17 protein-coding genes are annotated in these 19477 nt (G+C 49.4%); 9 read left to right on the top strand and 8 right to left on the bottom strand.

Annotated elements, in window-relative coordinates:
* Positions 1-238 precede the first annotated feature (238 nt).
* From ACTJJS_RS18005 to ACTJJS_RS17990, 4 genes are all read left to right on the top strand, one after another.
* Positions 239-622 carry a DUF3127 domain-containing protein gene (locus ACTJJS_RS18005; protein ID WP_078669114.1) on the top strand — a complete coding sequence of 128 codons (384 nt, stop codon included), beginning with the start codon at positions 239-241 and terminating at the stop codon, positions 620-622.
* A gap of 158 nt (positions 623-780) precedes the next feature.
* Positions 781-2352: an NAD(P)/FAD-dependent oxidoreductase gene (locus ACTJJS_RS18000; RefSeq protein WP_440664714.1), complete on the top strand. Its 1572-nt coding sequence runs from the start codon at positions 781-783 to the stop codon at positions 2350-2352.
* 46 nt (positions 2353-2398) lie between these two features.
* The gene (locus ACTJJS_RS17995) at positions 2399-3343 is read left to right on the top strand and encodes an ABC transporter ATP-binding protein (RefSeq protein WP_440664713.1); all 945 of its coding nucleotides are present in this window, start codon (positions 2399-2401) and stop codon (positions 3341-3343) included.
* An 18-nt stretch (positions 3344-3361) separates the two neighbouring features.
* Positions 3362-4672 (top strand): ABC transporter permease, encoded by a 1311-nt coding sequence (locus tag ACTJJS_RS17990; RefSeq protein WP_440664712.1) that lies wholly within the window; start codon positions 3362-3364, stop codon positions 4670-4672.
* Positions 4673-4755: 83 nt separating this feature from the next.
* Here the strand turns inward: ACTJJS_RS17990 and ACTJJS_RS17985 are convergent, their stop codons facing one another.
* A complete protein-coding gene (locus ACTJJS_RS17985; RefSeq protein ID WP_440664711.1) occupies positions 4756-5700 on the bottom strand; it encodes an NAD(P)H-dependent flavin oxidoreductase in 945 nt (314 codons plus the stop codon).
* Between the two features lie 18 nt (positions 5701-5718).
* Positions 5719-6711 carry a sugar phosphate nucleotidyltransferase gene (locus ACTJJS_RS17980; RefSeq protein WP_168870313.1) on the bottom strand — a complete coding sequence of 331 codons (993 nt, stop codon included), beginning with the start codon at positions 6709-6711 and terminating at the stop codon, positions 5719-5721.
* Between the two features lie 193 nt (positions 6712-6904).
* On the opposite strand from ACTJJS_RS17980, the gene glyA reads away from it, so the two are divergent.
* The 5 genes from glyA (at position 6905) to ACTJJS_RS17955 (ending at position 11304) form a co-directional block, all read left to right on the top strand.
* Positions 6905-8182: a serine hydroxymethyltransferase gene (glyA, locus tag ACTJJS_RS17975; protein WP_168870314.1), complete on the top strand. Its 1278-nt coding sequence runs from the start codon at positions 6905-6907 to the stop codon at positions 8180-8182.
* Between the two features lie 336 nt (positions 8183-8518).
* A complete protein-coding gene (locus ACTJJS_RS17970) occupies positions 8519-9352 on the top strand; it encodes an ABC transporter ATP-binding protein (RefSeq protein WP_440664710.1) in 834 nt (277 codons plus the stop codon).
* 8 nt (positions 9353-9360) lie between these two features.
* Positions 9361-10164, top strand: coding sequence for a hypothetical protein (locus tag ACTJJS_RS17965; protein ID WP_440664709.1), 804 nt, complete (start codon positions 9361-9363; stop codon positions 10162-10164).
* Positions 10165-10175: 11 nt separating this feature from the next.
* Positions 10176-10547, top strand: coding sequence for a GntR family transcriptional regulator (locus ACTJJS_RS17960; protein WP_168870317.1), 372 nt, complete (start codon positions 10176-10178; stop codon positions 10545-10547).
* A gap of 1 nt (position 10548) precedes the next feature.
* A complete protein-coding gene (locus ACTJJS_RS17955) occupies positions 10549-11304 on the top strand; it encodes a hypothetical protein (protein ID WP_440664708.1) in 756 nt (251 codons plus the stop codon).
* Positions 11305-11451: 147 nt separating this feature from the next.
* Here ACTJJS_RS17955 and ACTJJS_RS17950 read toward each other — a convergent pair whose 3' ends face one another.
* The 6 genes from ACTJJS_RS17950 to ACTJJS_RS17925 all read right to left on the bottom strand — a co-directional run bounded on the left by ACTJJS_RS17950 (position 11452) and on the right by ACTJJS_RS17925 (position 19477).
* A complete protein-coding gene (locus ACTJJS_RS17950) occupies positions 11452-12627 on the bottom strand; it encodes a M20 metallopeptidase family protein (RefSeq protein ID WP_440664707.1) in 1176 nt (391 codons plus the stop codon).
* Complete coding sequence (locus ACTJJS_RS17945) at positions 12611-13051, bottom strand: SPOR domain-containing protein (RefSeq protein ID WP_440664706.1); 441 nt, start codon at positions 13049-13051, stop codon at positions 12611-12613. Before ACTJJS_RS17945 ends, ACTJJS_RS17950 begins: the two co-directional genes overlap by 17 nt.
* Before the next feature lie 20 nt (positions 13052-13071).
* Entirely contained in the window at positions 13072-13749 is a 678-nt protein-coding gene (gene deoC, locus ACTJJS_RS17940) for a deoxyribose-phosphate aldolase (RefSeq protein ID WP_168870321.1), read from the bottom strand.
* A 31-nt stretch (positions 13750-13780) separates the two neighbouring features.
* A complete protein-coding gene (locus tag ACTJJS_RS17935) occupies positions 13781-14155 on the bottom strand; it encodes a four helix bundle protein (RefSeq protein ID WP_440664705.1) in 375 nt (124 codons plus the stop codon).
* A gap of 149 nt (positions 14156-14304) precedes the next feature.
* Entirely contained in the window at positions 14305-17625 is a 3321-nt protein-coding gene (gene secA / locus ACTJJS_RS17930; protein WP_440664704.1) for a preprotein translocase subunit SecA, read from the bottom strand.
* 340 nt (positions 17626-17965) lie between these two features.
* A complete protein-coding gene (locus tag ACTJJS_RS17925; RefSeq protein WP_440664703.1) occupies positions 17966-19477 on the bottom strand; it encodes a PKD-like family lipoprotein in 1512 nt (503 codons plus the stop codon).

Here is a 19477-nt window from a genome sequence, read left to right as displayed (position 1 = left end):
AATATCGCACCTCCTCATGGCAAAAAAAACGACCGCAGGAAAAGGATGAGATATTCACAATTTTTTCTGCGAGGGTGCAAAACTATGTTAGTATCTCCATTTAAAAAAATGTGTTTCCAATTAGTTATTACCAGATAAATTTATTAGATATCCGCGCGCCCGGTTTTAATAAAAAATATTTGCACGCACTTAGCTGAATACCGTATCTTTGATGCTTCTGAATTTAAAAAATTTTTCTATGAGTTTTGAAATTACCGGAAAGCTGATTGTGAAGTACAACACGGTACAACGCAGCGAAACTTTTAAAACAAGAGAGTTCGTTATTGAGAAATCCGATGATATCAACGGCCGTGTGATTAACAACTATATCAAATTCCAGTCCGTACAGGACCGTACAGGTATTGTTGACCGGTTCAATGAAGGTGAAAACGTTAAAGTTTATTTCAATATCAAAGGCACCAGATGGGAAAAAGACGGCAAGGTCAACTACATCACCAACCTGGACGCATGGCGTATGGAATCTGTAATGGCAGCTCCTGCTCCCGGCGCAGACCCCATGCCTAACTACAACACTCCGCAGATGCCTGCTGCCGGCGATGGTGGCGACGATCTGCCGTTTTAATGACCACCCGGTCATGTGGAATGACGAGACGAATTTATTGCGAAGAGCTTAACGTATAATGCTTCAAAACACATTATCCGTTAAGCTCTTCGTTATAAAGTCAAAGCTCAAAATTTATAATTCATAACTCTTTTTAGGATAACTCCCTAACTACGTTTATGCAACAACAAATCTCCCTGAAGCTGACGCCCGCGGACGCAGCCCACCCTTCCCGCATCACTACACAGGCAGCAGCCACCCTCGGCGTAAAACCTGCTGCCATCACCGGTTACCACCTGCTCAAACGCTCTATCGACGCACGTTCCAGGCAACAGGTGTATTTCATCCTCACCCTGCTCGTATTTGTCAATGAACCCTTTCATGAAAGGGTACATGCACATCCTGTCTACAAACCACTGCCTGCCAACGCACCGGCCGTTATCATTGCCGGCGCTGGCCCTGCCGGCCTCTTCGCCGCACTGCGCCTCATTGAAGACGGTATCAAACCCATCATCCTCGAAAGAGGCAAAGATGTACGCGCACGACGCCGCGACCTCGCAGCCCTTAATAAAACAGGCATCGTCAATCCCGACTCCAACTACTGCTTCGGGGAAGGCGGCGCCGGTACCTACTCCGACGGCAAACTGTACACCCGCTCCAACAAAAGAGGCGATATCAACCGCATCCTTAACATATTCGTACACTTCGGCGCGGAAGAAAAAATCATGATCGACGCACACCCGCATATCGGTACCAATAAACTGCCGCATATCATTACGGCCATGCGCGAACAGATCATCGCCGCCGGCGGGGAAGTACACTTTGAACAGAAAGTCAGCAGCCTCCAGATACACAATGGCACTGTTACCGGCGTGGAAACCGCAGCAGGACACACTTTCAGCGCGCGCCACGTGATCCTCGCCACCGGCCACTCCGCCCGCGATATCTTCGTCATGCTTCACCGGCAAAACATACTGCTGGAAGCCAAACCATTTGCCCTCGGCGTCCGCGTGGAACACCCGCAGGAGCTGATCGACAGCGCCCAGTACCATTGCGCCCTGCGCGGCGAATACCTGCCACCCGCCAGCTACAGCCTCGTGGAACAAGTAGAAGGACGCGGCGTATTCTCCTTCTGCATGTGCCCCGGCGGTATCATCGCCCCGGCAGCCACAGATCCCGGTGAACTGGTGGTCAACGGCTGGTCGCCCTCCAAACGCAACAACCCATACGCCAATTCCGGTATGGTCGTTACCGTAGATGAATCCGACTTCGCACCATTTGCCCACCATGGCCCGCTCGCAGCTATGTATTATCAACAGGCAGTGGAACGCCAGGCCTTCATTGCCGGCGGCGGACTCTTCGTAGCGCCGGCGCAGCGGATGACCGACTTCGTGAAAGGCAAAGTGTCTTCCACGCTGCCCGAATGCTCTTACCTTCCCGGCGTCAACAGCACCGACCTGCGCACTGTCCTGCCGGCAGCGGTACACCAACGCCTCGCCGGCGCCTTTAAAGCATTTGGCCGCAAAATAAAAGGTTACTATACAGATAATGCCATCCTCGTGGCCACAGAATCCCGTACATCCTCTCCCGTAAGGATACCCCGCGACAACGATACTCTGGAACACCCGCAACTGGCAGGCTTATACCCCTGCGGGGAAGGCGCTGGTTATGCCGGCGGCATCGTATCAGCCGCTATGGACGGGGAACGCGTGGCCGCCATGATCGCTGCCCGCCTCCACGGATTATCATGATGAAAGGCATAGCACATTATTCACGAATAATTGCTAAATTTTCATCATGAATCTACTTGAAGTCAAAAACCTGAAGAAGCACTATGCCACCCACAAAGCTGTAGATGATATCAGCTTTAACATCCGGCAAGGCAGCATATTCGGTCTGCTCGGCCCCAACGGGGCCGGGAAAACCACCCTGCTACGCATGATCACCGGCATATTCTACCCCGATGAAGGCTCCATCCTGCTCAACGGCAAACCCTTCGATCCACAACGCGATACCCCGCTGATCGGCTACATGCCCGAAGAAAGAGGGCTATACAAAAAAATGAAGGTCGGCGAACAAACCCTGTACCTCGCACGCCTCAAAGGCCTCAGCGAAAAAGAAGCTACCGCCAAAATCAAAAAATGGTTCGACAAATTCGATATCAACTCCTGGTGGAACAAACGCGTGGACGAACTCAGTAAAGGCATGCAACAAAAGGTGCAGTTCATCTCCACCATCATGCATGACCCTAAACTGCTCATCCTTGATGAGCCCTTCTCCGGCCTCGATCCCATCAACTCCAACCTGATCAAGCAGGAGATCTTTGACCTGGCGCAGCAGGGCACCACCATCATCTTCTCCACCCACCGCATGGAACAGGTGGAAGAAATATGCGACCACATCATGCTGGTCAACAAAGGCCATAAAATACTCGATGGCAGCGTAAAACAAATCAAACAGGACTTCAAACAGGGACTCTTCCGTATAGGTCTTGGCGTAGTGCCCAACGCAGCAATGATGGCCACCTATCACTTCACCATCGTCAGCATACACGAAAATACCGTCACGGTAAAGATGAATGAAGACAGCTCTACCAATGACATCCTGCTGCACTTCATCCATCAGAACATACCCGTTACCTATTTCGAGGAAATATTGCCCTCCATCAACGAAGTATTCATCACCCAGGTCCAGCAAACGGAACAAGCGCCTGTCATCACAGCGGCGCAGCAACCTGCCTGATCACCCAGCACATCGACTATGAACAAGATATGGCTTATCATTAAGAGAGAATTCCTTACCCGCGTCCGCAAACGCTCCTTCCTGGTAGTAACCCTGCTGGTGCCGGTAGCCTTTGCCGCCATGATCATTATCCCCATCCTCATGGCTGTCAGCGGCAACGAGAGCAAACGCATTGCGGTCATCGATAAAAGCGGCATCTTCAACAACCAGCTGCCGGACAAAAGAGGCGTCTACTTCAAATACCTGCCGGACGCCAATCTCGACAGTCTCAAACGCCACTACGAGGCAGAAGACTACTCCGGTATCCTTTATATACCGGATATTGATATTAACCGCCCGGTCGGACTGGAATACTACAGTAAAGGCCAGGTGGGCATCTCCCTGGAATCAGCGATCAACGGTGATATCAACAACGTGATCGAAAGGAAACGCATGGAGCAGGAAGGCATCGACAAATCCAAGCTGGACGCGCTCCGTTCCAATATCTCCGTCGACTTCAAAAGCGGCGACGACGAAAAGAAAGGCAACTCATGGGTGGCCTACGGCGTAGGCTATGCCTGTGGCTTTACCATCTATATCGTACTGCTGCTGTTCGGCACTTCCGTAATGCGCGGCGTTATGGAAGAGAAAGTAAGCCGCATCGCCGAAGTGATGATCTCCAGTGTAAAACCTTTCCAGCTGATGATGGGCAAGATCGTAGGTATTGCGGCAGTGGGACTGTTGCAGTTTCTGATATGGGGCGTACTGATCAGCGTCATCTATACCATCATACCGCTGTTCCTTTCCCCGGAAAGTATCCAGGCTGCCAGTCAAAGCAACATGATGGCGCAGGGCAACAATGCTGAGGCAGCAGAAGCTTTCCGCCGGGTGGCCGACGTGGTGGACAGTATCAACTGGCCATTGCTGTTATCCTGCTTCACATTTTATTTCCTCGGCGGCTATCTGTTCTACTCCTCGCTGTTTGCCGCTATCGGCAGCCTGGCCAATGAAGACGCTTCCGATGTGCAACAGCTGACTTTTCCCATCACGGTGCCCATCATTATTGGTATTATGATCATGATGAAAGCCGTGCAGGACCCGGGCAGCCAGCTGGCCGTATGGGGCAGCATTATTCCCTTCACTTCGCCCATGGTGATGATGGCCCGTTTGCCGTATGGCGTGCCGGGAACCGTGCCCTACTGGCAACTGGCATTGTCTTTTGCTTTGCTGACAGGAGGTTTTATAGTGAATACCTGGGCGGCCGGAAAGATATACCGTACAGGCATTTTGCTGTATGGTAAAAAAATCACCCTGAAAGAAGCCCTGAAATGGGTGGTGAAGAAAGGATAATATCATTTAAGCATTTGGCTATTTTGATATTTGATTATTTGAAGCGCGCCAGGCGTTCTTTAAATAATCAAATATCAAAATGATCAAATAGCTAAATCGCCCAATTGTTTCCGCACTGTCTGAAACTCCTTCCAGATATCTTCCAGTACTTCGGCCGCAGGCTTTATATCGTGGATCAATGCGCTTACCTGGCCTATTTCCAGTTCTCCTTCTTCCAGGTTGCCTTCAAACATGCCGGTTTTGGCGCGGGCGCGGCCCAGCAGTATTTTCAGTGCATCCGGGTCGGCACCGCTGTCTTCAGCGGTTTTTACCGATTCGTAAAAATGATTTTTAATCAGGCGTACAGGGGTTAGTTTCTTCAGACTAAGCATGGTATCGCCTTCCCTGGCGTTGACCACCGCCTGTTTGAAGTTAATATGGGAAGATGCTTCCGGGGTTGCCACAAAACGGCTGCCTACCTGTACTCCCGAAGCTCCCAGCGCAAAAGCTGCTGCCATGGCTCTTCCGGAACCGATGCCCCCTGCAGCGATCACGGGTATCTGTACTTTTTCACAGACAGCCGGTATCAGCACCATGGTGGTCGTTTCTTCGCGGCCGTTATGTCCGCCGGCTTCAAAACCTTCCGCCACTACGGCGTCTACGCCTGCAGCTTCACTTTTCAGTGCAAATGTGGAACTGGACACCACATGTACCACCTTGACGCCCGCAGCCTTCAACACCGGTGTCCAGGTTTTGGGGTTACCGGCAGAAGTAAACACCACCTGTACTTTTTCTTCCAGGATGATGTTGATCAATTGTTCGATGTCCGGGTACAAAAGGGGCACGTTCACCCCAAAAGGTTTGTTGGTAGCTTCTTTACAGCGTTGGATATGATGCCTCAGTACATCGGGGTACATACTGCCTGCGCCAATAAGGCCCAGCCCGCCTGCATTACTCACTGCACTGGCTAAACGCCATCCGCTGGCCCATATCATGCCGGCTTGTACAATCGGGTATTGTATCCCGAATAAAGTTGAAATCCGGTTCATGTAACGAATATAATATCTTTAGCCCAGATCGATTTCCGTATTGTCGCCGATATTAAGGCTCTGGCTAAGGCCGCGGATATTGGCATCGCTGCCTATCAGCGATGATTTCAGCACCACCTCATACAGGTTGCTGAATGAACCGATAATAGAATCTTTTACGATGGAGTAGTTGATCACCGTATTATCGCCTACGGCCACGTTAGGGCCGATGATGGAGTTTTTGATGTTGCAGCCTTCCCCTATGCTCACCGGCGGTATGATAATGGTATTCTCATACGGCAATACCGGATTGTTAGCGGCTTTGTATTTTTTCAACAGGATGGCATTGGTTTCCAGCAGGGTGTCCTTACGGCCGCAGTCGAACCAATTGATCACCTTAAAGGCGTTAAACTGTACGCCATGCTCGATCATGCATTCCAGCGCATCGGTCAGCTGGAACTCGTCGTGCGACTTGATATGATTGTCGATATTGGCCTGCAGGCATTCATAGAGCTGTGCGCTCTCCTTGATTTTATAAAGTCCTACCAGCGCCAAATTCGATTTAGGGATCTGTGGTTTTTCCACTACCCGGGTGATCTTTCCGCCCTCTTCCAGTTCAGCCACGCCAAAATTGCGCGGGTCGTCCACTTTTTTCAGTCCCAGTACAGAATACGGAGAAGCAATCACTTCTTTGAAATCGCATTCGCAGATGGTATCTCCCAGTACGATCAGCACCTCATCATTGGCCACTACCTCGCGGGTCAGCAGGATAGCGTGACCGGTGCCCTCACGGCTGTTTTGCTGCACAAAGTGGCAGGTCAGCTGCGGGTATTTTTTTTCAACGTAATGCTGTATTTTCTCACCCAGGTATCCCACCACAAAAACGAATTCAGTGATACCTGCATCCACCAGCTGGTCCACGATGATGCTCAATATGGTCCTGCCGGCTAATGGAATAAGTGCTTTGGGTTGTGTATATGTATGTGGCCTGAGTTTAGTACCAGCTCCTGCCACAGGTATTATTGCCTTCATGTAGTTGTAGTTAGGATAAGCTCCGAATGCCGCGAAAATAGGACAAATTATGAAGATTTAGGGATTTTGGGCTTTATGGCTGTGCGAATTTTAACAATCAAAAACACAAAATTCGCCAATATGAAAATCCCTAAATCTCTGAATTGCATTTCATCAGGAGTTATTCTAAATTTGCAGCAAATTTTAAGGCATCATGCAAAGAGACCAGCAAATATTTGATATTATCCGCCAGGAATTGGAGCGTCAGCGCCATGGCATCGAATTGATCGCATCTGAAAACTTTACCAGCTTGCAGGTAATGCAGGCCATGGGTAATGTGATGACGAATAAATATGCCGAAGGCTACCCTGGCAAAAGATACTACGCCGGCTGCGAAATCGTGGACCAGAGCGAACAACTGGCTATCGACAGGGCTAAACAAATATTTGGTGCGGCTTATGCCAACGTACAACCTCACTCCGGCGCACAGGCCAATGCAGCAGTGATGCTGGCCATCCTGCAGCCCGGTGACAAAATCCTCGGTCTGGACCTGAGCATGGGCGGCCACCTGACCCACGGTTCTTCCGTAAACTACTCCGGAAAGCTTTATGAGCCTCATTTCTATGGTGTCAACAAAGAAACCGGCCTCGTAGAATACGATAAAATGGAGGAAATCGCCAACCGCGAAAAACCAAAACTGATCGTATGTGGCGCTTCCGCGTACAGCCGTGACTGGGACTACAAACGTATCCGCGAAATCGCTGATCAGGTAGGCGCCTTTGTACTGGCTGATATTGCACACCCTGCCGGCCTTATCGCCAAAGGACTGCTCAACTCACCATTTGAACACTGCCATTTCGTAACCACCACCACCCATAAAACACTGCGCGGTCCCCGCGGCGGTATGATCATGATGGGCAAGGACTTCGAAAATCCATTCGGCCTGAAAACACCGAAAGGCGAAATCCGCCTCATGAGCTCCCTCATCGATACCGCTGTATTCCCCGGTATCCAGGGCGGCCCGCTGGAACACGTGATCGCTGCTAAAGCGGTGTCTTTCTTCGAAATCCTGTCTGACGAATACGACGTATACGCCAAACAGATGCTGAAAAACGCCCAGTCTATGGCTAAAAGCTTCGTCAACAGAGGCTATCAGATCATCAGCGGCGGTACAGACAACCACCTCATGCTGATTGACCTCCGCAATAAAAACATCTCCGGTAAAAAAGCCGAACAAACCCTGGTGAAAGCAGAAATCACTGCCAACAAAAACATGGTGCCGTTCGACGATAAATCCGCCTTCATCACCTCTGGTATCCGTGTAGGCGTTCCTGCCATCACCACCCGCGGCCTGAAAGAAGGTCATATGGAGCAGATCGTTGACTGGATCGATCAACTGCTGATGGACGCTGACAACGAAGCCCTTATCACCAAAGTAAGAGGTGAAGTGAATGGCTTCATGCAGCAGTTCCCGCTGTACCCGGAACTGTAGGATGATAATATATTCTTTATAGCAAGGCTGCCTGTTACCCGGGCAGCCTTTTTTCGTCCCAGGGCTGAAGCCCTGGGCTACGTTGAGTTCAAATCCCCTTTCCTGAGATATTTATCGTATTGGGTTAGTTCTTTTATCCTGCAAGATGATTGTACCCAACCAAGCATAAAGGCATATCTACAATTTCCGCCGCCTCTCTTTCATCGCCTCATTCTCCCTCATTTCCCCCTTTTTTTTTCAACCGCCCACCCATCTCCCCAAAAAAATATTTTGAATTATCAATAGAAGTCGTACTTTTATAGTGTACTAGTTAAGTAGTACACTAAATCACACGATATGATTAACATCCAATCCCTGAAATTCAGCTACCGCCCCAACAGGCCCCTGTTCGAGGACCTCAGCCTGGATCTGGAGGCAGGTCATATATATGGCCTCCTCGGTAAAAACGGTGCTGGCAAGTCCACGCTGCTTAAACAGATAGCCGGTTTGTTATTCCCCGACGGGGGCACCTGTGAGGTAATGGGTTATAAAACGGCTAAAAGGCAACCGGCTTTCCTTCGGGAAATATTTTTGGTACCGGAAGAGTTCTCTCTGCCTAAAGTCAGTATCCGCACTTATGTTATAGCTAACGCCCCTTTCTACCCCCGTTTCGATGAACAGGCCTTCTACAGCTACCTGAAAGAATTTTCCATTCCACAGGACCAGCAGCTGACCAACATGTCTTACGGCCAGAAGAAAAAGGTTATCATCAGTTTTGCGCTGGCCACCAATACCAAAGTGCTCATTATGGACGAACCCACCAACGGGCTGGACATTCCCTCCAAGAGCCAGTTCCGCAAAGTGATGGCTGCCGCCGTCACGGATGACAAGTGCATAGTGATTTCCACACACCAGGTGAGAGATCTTGATAACCTCATAGATAATATCGTGATCATCGACGATCATAAAATTATCTTCCACCAGGACGTAGGCACGGTAACGGATAAACTGAGCTTCAAGTTGCTGGCACAGCTGGACGACCGCCAGCCGGTGCTGTATGCCGACAGCAGCCTGCGCGGCCACTCCGTGATCATGAAAAATGAAACCATGGAACAGAGCAAGATCGATATGGAACTGCTGTTTAACGCCATCCTCTCCAACCGCCAACCCATTCAAGAACTTTTTAACTGATTAAACACATGCAAACCAATAACGTCCTGGATTTCCGCCGCCTGGGCTATTATTTCCAATACCATATGCTGGCATCGTGGAAATCGTACCTGTTGGGAGCCCTCTCCATCTTCGGCCTGCTGATGCTGATACCGGCTTTTATGCTGCTCACAGACAACGCTCCCCGGGAATTAAGCGAAGTGGTAGGCGTCTACTATTTCGGCCTTTTCTTTGGTGGCCTGCTATTTACCAGCATGGCATTCAACGATCTCTCCAGCAAGGAAAAAGGAAGCCAGTTCCTCATGTTGCCGGCTTCCCAGTTTGAAAAGTTCCTCACCATTTTCCTGGTCACCACCGTCGGTTACCTCCTGGTATATCATATAGCCGCCTACTCAGCCCTGCTGTTTCTTAACCGGGTATCCCTCATCAGGCACGAGGTGAGCCTTCTTATTGACTGGGAGTTCCTCGATTCGAAAGACGGCCATATTTATATCTATTTTGCCTATATCTTCTTCCATGCGGTGTTTTTGCTGGGTGCCGTATCCTTTGGCCGTCTGGCTTTTATAAAGACACTGGTGGCCACCTTATTATGCCTCGTGTGCCTATACCTTTTGAACACACTGTTTGTCTGGATACTGTTCGGCAGGCATACGCCCACGCCTTTTCAAAACGCGCCTTTCATACTGGTAGGGACCCACGGCGGTAAGTTTAAAACAGATGTATTCGTGATCTCAGAAAAAATGGTCCACAGCTATGCATTCATTGCACAGTACGTGCTGGCGCCCATTCTCTGGACCATCGCCTATTTCCGGTTAAAAGACAAGGAAATCTAAAACATTGCGACATGGAATTTAAAGACTCACAAGCCATTTATCTGCAAATCGCAGACTATATATGCGAACAGGTGCTGCTGAACAAATGGCAACCGGAAGAACGCATCCCTTCTGTCAGGGAACTGGCTGTTCAGCTGGAAGTCAATCCCAACACCGTCATGCGTACCTGCGAGCTGCTTCAGCAGCAGGAGATCATCTACAATAAAAGGGGTATCGGCTATTTCATCAGCAATGATGCTGTCAAAAAAATCAGGCAGTTCAAGAAAGATTCGTTTATCACCAATGAGCTGCCATCTCTCTTCCGTAGCATGTATTTGCTGGATATCGATGTAGATGAACTGAAACCGTATTACGAAAAATTCAAAAAATCTAATTTCAAATAACATGAAAACCAGCACTAAATTATTACTCGGCTTCTTCGGTTCGCTCGTGTTATTGATGCTCTGCACAGATATCGTGCTGCGCGCCAACTTCAGCAAAGGGATCACCAATGCCAATTTTGGCAGAAGCACCCCCGCCGAACAACCAACCACGATAACACTGCAGCCCTTTCAGGTGGTAAAATTACAGACCGCCTCCGGCCGCCCGTTGTACGATACCGCATTTGAAACCCGTGTCCGTCAGGCCCGCTCCATGGATGGAAAAACCACCAGCGAGACGACCATCAAAAGTACCTGGCCGTCCGGTTTCGTCAATATCTCATCTGATAAAAACTATACCCTGACGAAAGGAAGCACAGACAGCATATTAGTTAGGTATGCTGCCGACACGCTGATACTCACAGTATTTCATGGTGGCAACCTGGAACTGAAAGCGCCTCATATCACACAGGTCATGGCACCTTCTTCCCATCTGAGGATCAGTAACTACAAAGAGCCGGCACTGATCATCACAACAGGCCCGAATGTGGAAGCAAGCGTCAACAACAACCAGGTAGGCACGCTTTCTTTTACCGGCGGGCAGGGAGGCACACTCGATATCAACGAGGAGACAACGGCCGACAGCGTAAACATTGCCCTGGGCAAAGGTTCTAAGCTCCGCTTTAAAGGCGCCTATCAACGGGGACATATTCAGGTAGACAGTCTGCAGGAAATAGAGCTCTCCGAAAAAGTGCTGCAAAAAATCAGGGAAATAAAATAACTACTAACGTTTTAGACTATACGATTTTACAGATTCACAACCCGGGGAAGATTTTTTACTCCTCCTCTGTCATCACAAAAGTTAATTGATAAAAAAAGCGTCCTGATGTTCATCAGGACGCTCTGTTTTATGTGAATAGCTCAACGATCAGAATTGTGTGGCCAGGTAAGCCATTGTGCCCATCCCTATTTCAATGGCCCTTTCGTCCACATCGAAGGTAGGGGTATGTACACCGGAGGTAATGCCTCTTTCCTTGTTGCCGGTGCCGAGCCGGAAGAAGCAGGCCGGTACGATCTGCGAATAAAACGCAAAATCTTCCGCGCCCATACGCAGTTCTGTATCTTCCACCTGTTCTTTGCCGAGGTAATCTTCCGCCAGTTGTCTTGCTTTGGCGGTCACCACTTCGTTATTGTACAGGGTGGGATAACCCACTAATATATCGATCTCAATTTCAGCACCGGTAGCCTCCGCAATGCCCGCCGCCTGTTTGCGGATCAGCTCATGCGCTTTAAAACGCCAGGTTTCATCCATGGCCCTGAAAGTGCCCATCAGCTTCACTTCGCTGGGGATCACGTTGGTGGTGAACCCTCCATTGAAAGCACAGATAGACAGTACAGACGGGGAGAATGGATTGTTATTGCGCGAAATCACCTGTTGCAGGCTCACTACCAGCTGCGAAGCCACCAAAATGGTATCTACCGTAAGGTGTGGCTGGGCGGCATGTCCGCCTTTACTTTTGATGGTAACGTAGATTTCATCCGCGCTGGCCATGTACTTGCCCTCACAGAACCCCAGTTTACCGGTTTCCATGGAAGGATGTACGTGCAGGCCCAGGATAGCGTCGGGGCGCGGGTTTTCCAGTGCGCCTTCTTCTATCATGATGCTGGCGCCGCCGGGATGTTTTTCTTCCCCGGGCTGGAACAGGATCTTGATGGTGCCTTCCAGTTCATCTTTCAGCTCATGTAATATTTTAGTCGCGCCCAGTACCACGGTGGTATGCACATCATGGCCACAGGCGTGCATGACGCCATTGTTTACTGACTTATAAGACACATCATTGGCCTCGGTGATCGGCAGCGCATCAATATCCGCACGCAGCGCGATGGTTTTGGAGGCCGGGTTTTTACCTTCTATCAGGGCGATAATGCCCGTACCGGCAATACCGGCTTTATAAGGCACGCCGAAAGTATCCAGTTGCTGCCGGATGAATTCGGAGGTTTTATGTTCCTGAAAAGATAATTCGGGATGGGAGTGAATATGACGCCTGATATCTATAAAAGCAGGTGCATAGGCTTTGGCCAGCTCTTTAATACGGTTCTTCATTCGACAGTTCTTTATCCGGTGACACGTTGATGATGGCGGGAACAACAAATACGCCGCCTGAAAAGAGGCTGGAGAGCTTATCACGCAACTCGCTCGCTTCTTCGCGGGTTTTGAAATCGCCTACGCGCACTTTAAAATAGGGGGCCTGATAATCCAGGTAAGTACGATAATCGCTGTACAACTGCATTACCCGGGCTTTGGCTTCATTGGCATCGCCGCGTTTGTTGGTGGAGATCACCTGTACCCGGAAACCGGACTGGTTACGAATAGCCAGGGTGTTGATGTAGATCTGTTTTCTGATCAGCACGTCCAGCCGGCTATCCTTGATCACTTTTACCGAACCATTGCCGGACATAGTGTAGTCCTGCGCCATGGCCCAGCTACTTCCCAACAGGCAGCAAACCAGGATGAATAATTTTTGCATGAATACTGTATAATTAAAAATTAATAATCTGATTGGGCCGTGTCTTCTCCGCCTTCCTTCATGATATTAACGCTGGCGCTGGCCCCTATGCGGGTGGCGCCGGCTGCTATCAACTCCTTCGCAAAGGCAAAGGTACGAATACCGCCGGAAGCTTTAATCTGTATATTATCAGGCAGGTTGGCCCTCATCAGTTTCACCGCTTCTACGGTGGCGCCTTTCTCCGCATATCCGGTGGAAGTCTTTACAAAATCTACCCCGTATTTACTGTAGAGCTGGCAACATTTGATGATCTCCTCTTCCAATAATATGCCACTTTCGATGATCATTTTGATCACCTTTTTCTTTTCACGGATGATATACATCAGATTGGCGATCTCTTTTTCGAGATATTCCCAGTCGTTGTTTTTGAGTGCAGAGATATTGATCACCACGTCCAGTTCATCAGCACCGTCCACAATGGCCAGTACAGTTTCCGCCACTTTAGCTTCAATGGCGGAATAACCGAACGGAAAACCGATGACAGTGGCCACTTTGGTATTGGTGGCGCCCAGGAACTGTTTGGCTACTTTCACATAGGGCGGGGGCACGCAGGCTGCAGCAAAATCGTATTCCACACATTCCATGCACAGCTTCTTGATGTCTTCGAGTGTGGTGGTGGGCTTTAAAATAGTATGGTCTATGTACCTGTTTACCTTCATAGAAGTAAAATTACGAATTACGAATTACGAATTACGAATTTGGGGTGCTTTTATTGTGAGGGTTTTTAGCTGATTTTTGAATTGAGCCAATAATGCGGGCTAATTCCTCACTGTCTTTGAGCATTGAATCTGCCATTTTTTGTTCAAGGATTTGGGCGTCTTTAAGAAGTTTTATCCAATAAATCGTTTCTCTGGCTTCTCTGTATGATATACTCAATTTATGAATAAAATCCCTCCTGGACGATGCTCCCACAGCTTCTTCTACATTCGCTCCTACAGAAGTACCACTTTTTAAGAGTTGTTTTATTAAAACCTCATCAACACCACACTTTTTCAAATATAAAAACAACTTAACAGTTCTAATTCCGAATAAATAACTCTTTTCAAGAATAACATTTCTTTTCATCAAACAATGGTTTAGTGTTAACAAACAAAAAGGCAAAAAAAGAAAAAGCGGACTATGGAATTCAACATTAAAAATGTCCAAATCCATAATCCGCCATTATTTCAAACGAACCCCGAATTCGTAATTCGTAATTCGTAATTTGTAATTAACTACAGGTCTTTGCCGTGGCAGTTTTTAAATTTCTTGCCACTACCACAGGGACAGAGGTCATTACGTCCTACTTTGGGGCCTACTCTCACCGGCTCCTGCTTTTCTTCAGGCATATCGTATTCCGGAGCTGCCTGATGGCCGTTATGCTGCTGTTCAACGATATCTTCATGGGAAGCGCGCAGCCGGCTCATGTCTGTTTTTTCTTCATGGCCTTCGCGGATCTGCTCTTCCTGCGGCCCCTGGTCCTGGCTTACGGGGATACCGCATTTGCAGAGGAAGGAAACGATATCGCGGCTGGTTTCACCATCCATCTGTTTGAACAGTTTGAAGGCTTCCAGTTTATAGATCAGCAACGGATCTTTCTGTTCGTACACGGCGCCCTGAACGGATTGTTTCAGTTCATCCATGGCGCGCAGGTGCTCTTTCCAGGCTTCATCGATGAGGGCCAGGGTGATGCTGCGTTCCAGCGCGTTCATGGTTTCGTGTCCTTTGGTATCGACAACCTTTTTGAGGTTGGCCAGCACGTTAACACCTTTTTTACCGTCGGTAAACGGAATAGAGATGTTCTCGATGTGGTGTCCCTGTTCCTGGTAGATGCGCTCGATCACCGGCAGGGTGTTGCTGGTGATGTCCTGTACTTTGCGGTGGTAGTTGTCCATCGCCTGGTGGTACAGTTTGGAGGACAGTGTGGACACGTCAGTACGGAGCAGTTCTTCCTGGGTGATATTGGTATCGATGCCGAAGTTAATGATGGCGTCCATTTTGAACGATTCGTAGTCGCCCGTTTCTTTACCGGAGGTCACCATATTTTCCGCTACGTCGAAGAAAGCGTTGTCGATATCGATGGCCAGGCGTTCGCCGAACAGGGCGTGGTTACGTTTGGCATAGATAACGGTACGCTGTTTATTCATCACGTCATCGTATTCGAGGAGGCGCTTACGGATGCCGAAGTTGTTTTCTTCTACTTTCTTCTGAGCCCTTTCGATGGAGCGGGTGATCATGCTGTGCTGGATCACTTCTCCTTCTTTGTAGCCCATGCGGTCCATCAGGCCGGCGATACGGTCGGAGCCGAACATACGCATCAGGTCATCTTCCAGGGATACGAAGAACTGGGAAGATCCCGGATCACCCTGACGACCGGCACGACCACGCAGCTGTCTGTCTACGCGGCGGCTTTCGTGTCTTTCCGTACCGATGATGGCCAGACCGCCTGCTTCTTTTACGCCGGGGCCCAGTTTGATGTCCGTACCACGACCGGCCATGTTAGTGGCGATGGTCACAGCACTGGCCAGACCGGCTTCAGCCACGATCTGGGCTTCGCGGGCGTGCTGTTTGGCGTTCAGTACGTTATGTGGCACTTTCTCGAAGGTCAGCATTTTGCTCAGCAGCTCAGACACTTCCACGGAGGTAGTACCTACCAGCACCGGGCGGCCTTTGGACTGCATCTGCTTGATTTCTTCGATAACAGCTTTATACTTGTCTCTTTTGGTTTTGTATACCAGGTCTTCCGCGTCGCCACGGGAAATAGGCAGGTTGGTGGGGATGGTCACCACGTCCAGCTTGTAGATTTCCCAGAACTCGCCCGCTTCAGTGGAAGCCGTACCGGTCATACCGGCCAGCTTGTGATACATACGGAAGTAGTTCTGCAGGGTGATAGTGGCGAAAGTCTGGGTGGCAGCTTCCACTTTCACGTTTTCTTTCGCTTCGATCGCCTGGTGCAGGCCGTCGGAGTAGCGGCGGCCATCGAGAATACGACCGGTTTGTTCGTCCACGATCTTCACTTTACCGTCCATTACCACATATTCCACGTCTTTGTCAAACAGGGTATATGCTTTCAGCAGCTGCTGTACGGAGTGGATACGGTCTGACTTCTGGGCGTAGTCCTGCAGCATCATTTCTTTGCGCTGCAGTTTCTCTTCCGGAGAGACTGCCATTTTTTCAATCTCGGCCAGTTCGGAACCTACGTCCGGCATCACGAAGAAGTTAGGGTCTTCACCGCCTTGTGTGATAAGTGCGATACCTTTTTCAGTCAGGTCTACGCTGTTTTGTTTTTCTTCTATCGCGAAATACAGGCCTTCATCTACTTTCGGCATTTCGCGTTGCTGGTCAGCCAGATAGTAGTTTTCAGCTTTCTGTAATAATACTTTGATACCGGGCTCGCTGAGGTATTTGATCAGCGCGCTGTTTTTCGGCAAACCTCTCCAGGCGCGCATCAGGGCCAGACCACCGGTTTTAGGGTCGTCTTTACCTTCAGCGATCAGCTTTTTAGCTTCGAGCAGGTACTGGTTGGCCGCTTTTTTCTGCATGTCTACCAGGTACTGGATACGTGGTTTCAGCGCATGGAACTCCTGTTCTTCACCGCGGGGGATAGGACCGGAGATGATGAGCGGCGTACGCGCATCGTCAATCAACACGCTGTCCACCTCATCCACCATGGCGAAGTGGTGTTTGCGTTGCACCATTTCGTCCGGGCTGTGCACCATGTTATCACGGAGGTAGTCGAAGCCGAATTCGTTGTTGGTACCGTAGGTGATGTCTGCCAGGTAGGCATTACGGCGTTCGGGTGTATTGGGTTGGTGTTTATCGATACAGTCTACAGTGATACCGAGGAATTCAAACAGGGGGCCGTTCCATTCGGAGTCACGGCGTGCCAGGTAATCGTTCACGGTTACAATGTGCACCCCTTCGCCGGCGAGGGCATTGAGGTATGCGGGGAGGGTAGATACCAGTGTTTTACCTTCACCGGTCGCCATTTCGGCAATTTTACCCTGGTGCAGCACGGTACCACCGATCAGCTGTACATCGTAGTGTACCATGTTCCAGGTCACTTCGTTGCCAGCGGCTTTCCAGCTGTTTTTCCAGGAAGCCTTGTCACCGTCAATGGTCACATAGTCTTTCAGCACGGCCAGTTGACGGTCCATGTCTGTAGCAGTAACAGTGAGGGTAGGATTGGTGGAAAAACGGCGGGCAGTTTCTTTTACAACAGCAAATGCTTCCGGCAGAATGGCCTTGAGCACCACTTCCAGTTGTTTGTCGCGGTCTTTTTTCAGGGTATCGATTTCCTGATAGATAGCGTCTTTTTCGGTTATATCTTCTACGGCTTCAGCCGCTTCTTTTTTCTCAGCAATTTCTTTATCGATGGCAGCCAGGTGGGTAGCGATACGTTCGCGGAATTCCCGGGTTTTATGACGCAGGTCGTCGATAGGCAGGGATTGCAGCTTTCCGTACTCATCGTTGATCTGCTGCACTATTGGAGTGACAGATTTAATGTCTCTGTCTGATTTATTCCCTCCAAAAAGTTTTGTTAAAAAACCTAACATGTTGAATGTTTAATTACGAATTACAATTTTAGTTTCTGTAACATCTCCCCGTCCCTGAAGCTATGTCAGTTGGTTTTTCCTTTCTACCAGGCCTGTGGCACGGAAGCTGCGGGCGAAGTGTTGGATAGACGGAGATTACCAGTTACTCAAATATTATGCTTGGAAAGCAGAACTGTCAAGCTGTCAGTTTTGTTGTAGCCGCTTTATCAAGGAGGGTAAAATTAGGAATAAATTTGGGGAAATGAAGGGAATTAAGCGGGAATTCCATCGATAATTGAGAATAACGGACTTACAGGAAGTATATAACAAAACTCCCTGCAAATCCGTCACATATAGGGTTTTATCTTTCTCTGTAGGCGAGGTCCACAATTTTACCAAGGCCGCCATAACTCCAGGTGAGCTGCAAGGGCTCATTTCTGGCAGGTATACTGTAAACACGGATGGAGCCGTTTCCGGCGTCCGGACGGGCAGGGTCGTAACTGCCCACTACCAGCGAATTAGTCAGATTGGTATAAAAGTCCTTTCCATAAGAGCTGAACAACGGACATTTCAGCACACTCACCCGTTCTCCACCCAAATCGGCCATCAGCACCGCCTTATTGGTAAATACATCGTACTCGTACACACGGCCGCCGGCGGCATAAAACACGTACCCCAGCTGATTGCTGACAGCAAAGGCAGTCGCCTTGTCCAGTTCCGGCGCATTGATCATCTCGGTATAATAGCTTTGTTTTACACCGGAATAGCTGACATTGATGCAATAGGCATAGTATTTTCCAGCCTTGTCTTTCAAAATGGCATACACATCACCCCGGTTATAGTTGGTATACGCCATATACACCATATCCCTTCCGGTATTGTAAGAGAACAACGTACCATCTCTCAGGCTGTTGCATTTGGTGCCAAACATCGGATCATGGAACACAAACCGCTGCCGGTCCTGGTCATACAACAAAGCTCCACCATAACCACTGGCCACAAAGGGAGCAGGCCTGAACGCCGTCTTTTCCTCGTCCACATAATTGACAGGTGAACCAAAAGCAGAAGCCCCCATCATCGCATTCCGGTGAAAAACCCGGTTGCCCGCCAGCACATAATCAACACCAGCCAAAGCCGGTGAATTGAAAAAATAGTCGGGCGCAAAATCTGCTCCTACCGGCATCAGCATTTCATACCGGATGCCATAGGTGCTCTTCCAGGTAAAATTATCCCCGTCAATCCGCTCCAAACCATCGCCAGTCCGCAGATAGAACGGGTTGATATTGGTGGACCGGTAAGCAAACACCAACTGCTTCGGCTGATGGCGCACCGGCAAACCGCCGTTCACAAAGGACATCAGATCAGTAATAAGCCGGTCTTCTTCTCCTAACCGTGCCACCATGTCCAGGCGGGCAACGCCATTGACGTCGCACAGCGCCACCCAGCCCTGATATACAGCCGACTGCACGGTCAACTTAAAACGCTTAAACCATTCCACACCGGTTTGTTTGTCTTTTATACGGAAAAAACAGTCGTAGCCGGAAGGCCTTAACTTAACAGCGATAGCCAGGTTCCTGCTACTGCTGACCAATACGTTCGGAGATTCTCCCGGCATCCGGGAAAGGCCGTCTATCAATGCCTCCCAGCGATAAGTATAACGGGCGGTGTCACCGCTCTCCTGCGTAGCCAATACCGTCGGGGTAATGCGTATACTATCGCCATACAAAACAGTATAGTTTTTAGCTATACCGCCAATACTGTCCACCTGGTTGATGTCATGGTAATCGTAATTGCCCCGGTCCTTATAACAAGCCGTAAAAGCCATACTGATAAGGCATCCGCTCAGCAATAACCAAATATACTTTGTTGTCAT

Source organism: Chitinophaga sp. 22308 (genome assembly GCF_052045305.1).
Taxonomy (GTDB): domain Bacteria; phylum Bacteroidota; class Bacteroidia; order Chitinophagales; family Chitinophagaceae; genus Chitinophaga; species Chitinophaga varians_A.
Note: the sequence above shows the minus strand (reverse complement) of the source record. Positions and strands in the feature narration are given on the sequence as shown.

Bases quoted from the DNA above. Each gene is read 5' to 3' on its own strand.
- ACTJJS_RS18005 (WP_078669114.1), top strand. From the start codon at position 239: ATGAGTTTTGAAATTACCGGAAAGCTGATTGTGAAGTACAACACGGTA.
- ACTJJS_RS18000 (WP_440664714.1), top strand. From the start codon at position 781: ATGCAACAACAAATCTCCCTGAAGCTGACGCCCGCGGACGCAGCCCAC.
- ACTJJS_RS17995 (WP_440664713.1), top strand. From the start codon at position 2,399: ATGAATCTACTTGAAGTCAAAAACCTGAAGAAGCACTATGCCACCCAC.
- ACTJJS_RS17990 (WP_440664712.1), top strand. From the start codon at position 3,362: ATGAACAAGATATGGCTTATCATTAAGAGAGAATTCCTTACCCGCGTC.
- ACTJJS_RS17985 (WP_440664711.1), bottom strand. From the start codon at position 5,700: ATGAACCGGATTTCAACTTTATTCGGGATACAATACCCGATTGTACAA.
- ACTJJS_RS17980 (WP_168870313.1), bottom strand. From the start codon at position 6,711: ATGAAGGCAATAATACCTGTGGCAGGAGCTGGTACTAAACTCAGGCCA.
- glyA (WP_168870314.1), top strand. From the start codon at position 6,905: ATGCAAAGAGACCAGCAAATATTTGATATTATCCGCCAGGAATTGGAG.
- ACTJJS_RS17970 (WP_440664710.1), top strand. From the start codon at position 8,519: ATGATTAACATCCAATCCCTGAAATTCAGCTACCGCCCCAACAGGCCC.
- ACTJJS_RS17965 (WP_440664709.1), top strand. From the start codon at position 9,361: ATGCAAACCAATAACGTCCTGGATTTCCGCCGCCTGGGCTATTATTTC.
- ACTJJS_RS17960 (WP_168870317.1), top strand. From the start codon at position 10,176: ATGGAATTTAAAGACTCACAAGCCATTTATCTGCAAATCGCAGACTAT.
- ACTJJS_RS17955 (WP_440664708.1), top strand. From the start codon at position 10,549: ATGAAAACCAGCACTAAATTATTACTCGGCTTCTTCGGTTCGCTCGTG.
- ACTJJS_RS17950 (WP_440664707.1), bottom strand. From the start codon at position 12,627: ATGAAGAACCGTATTAAAGAGCTGGCCAAAGCCTATGCACCTGCTTTT.
- ACTJJS_RS17945 (WP_440664706.1), bottom strand. From the start codon at position 13,051: ATGCAAAAATTATTCATCCTGGTTTGCTGCCTGTTGGGAAGTAGCTGG.
- deoC (WP_168870321.1), bottom strand. From the start codon at position 13,749: ATGAAGGTAAACAGGTACATAGACCATACTATTTTAAAGCCCACCACC.
- ACTJJS_RS17935 (WP_440664705.1), bottom strand. From the start codon at position 14,155: ATGAAAAGAAATGTTATTCTTGAAAAGAGTTATTTATTCGGAATTAGA.
- secA (WP_440664704.1), bottom strand. From the start codon at position 17,625: ATGTTAGGTTTTTTAACAAAACTTTTTGGAGGGAATAAATCAGACAGA.
- ACTJJS_RS17925 (WP_440664703.1), bottom strand. From the start codon at position 19,477: ATGACAACAAAGTATATTTGGTTATTGCTGAGCGGATGCCTTATCAGT.